This is a genomic window from Capnocytophaga canis (assembly GCF_000827555.1).
GTDB classification, from domain to species: domain Bacteria; phylum Bacteroidota; class Bacteroidia; order Flavobacteriales; family Flavobacteriaceae; genus Capnocytophaga; species Capnocytophaga canis.
In genome coordinates, this window is the sequence record NZ_CDOI01000095.1 from 1 (window position 1) to 273 (window position 273).

Annotated in this window: 1 pseudogene; it reads left to right on the forward strand. The window is 36.3% G+C overall.

Going from position 1 to position 273, the window contains the following annotated elements:
- Nucleotides 1-273, forward strand: a pseudogene (locus CCAND38_RS11870) (OmpA family protein); the annotation flags it as partial.

Here is a 273-nt window from a genome sequence, read left to right on the forward strand (position 1 = left end):
TATCATACGGATATCAACACAGAGCATTCAGAGTATGGAGCTGCGTTCTATGGTGGAGATAAGGTTATTTTTGCAGCGAGTAATAGTAGTATGTTCAAGCAAACTTCACAATGGACAGGCGAGAGTTTTTACGATTTATACATAGCACAACAGGACAGTATTACTTTGTCAAACAAACATCTCTTTCCATCGGATATTAATACAAAATTCAACGAATCTACGGCTGTCTTTACTAAGGATGGCAATACCGTTTATTTCACACGTAATAATTAT